1 protein-coding gene is annotated in these 659 nt (G+C 66.8%); it reads right to left on the bottom strand.

The genetic code is table 11. The features are described from left to right. Window positions 1–659, bottom strand: a 659-nt coding sequence (locus tag A5782_RS21875) for a beta-ketoacyl synthase N-terminal-like domain-containing protein (protein ID WP_304440356.1), incomplete at both ends; no start/stop codon positions are given.

The raw sequence follows: 659 nt of genomic DNA, 5'->3' as shown, positions 1-659 counted from the left end.
CGGGGTTTGCCGGCCACCACGTCCAGGTCGATTTCGGGGTCGAGGTTTTCCAGATTGAGGGTGGGCGGAACCACCTGGTCGCGCAGGGCGAGCACGGTGAGGATGGATTCCACGGCACCGACCGCACCCACCGAGTGGCCGAGTGCGGCTTTGGGCGCATAGACCGCGGGTTTGTTGCTGCCCAACGCGTTGTTGATGGCTTTGCTTTCGGCGACGTCACCGACCGAGGTGCCGGTGGCGTGGGCGTTGACGTGATGGATGTCGGACGGACTCAGCCCGGCGAGTTGGATGGCACGGCTCATCGCGTGTCCGGCGCGTTCGCCGTCGGGGTCCGGGGCCACCATGTGGTAGCCGTCGGAGGTGATGCTGGCGCCCATGACACGGGCCAGAATGTTGGCCCCGCGGGCTTTGGCGTGTTCTTCGGTTTCGATGACCATCAGCGCGCCGGCCTCACCGAACACGAAGCCGGTGCGGTCGCGGTCGAACGGGCGACACGCACCCACCGGGTCATCGTTTTTGGTGGACATCACGATGCGCATCTGGGCGAACGCCGCGATCGCGACCGCCTCGATCCTGACCTCGACGCCACCGCAGATCGCGATGTCGGCCTCGCCGAACACGATGTTGCGCCAGGCCTGCGCGATGCCCTCCGAACCCGA

The sequence above is a fragment of the Mycobacterium sp. 852002-40037_SCH5390672 genome (genome assembly GCF_001665875.1).
Lineage (GTDB): Bacteria > Actinomycetota > Actinomycetes > Mycobacteriales > Mycobacteriaceae > Mycobacterium.
The sequence above is the reverse complement of the archived record's forward strand: the minus strand, read 5'-3'. Positions and strand labels throughout refer to the sequence as shown.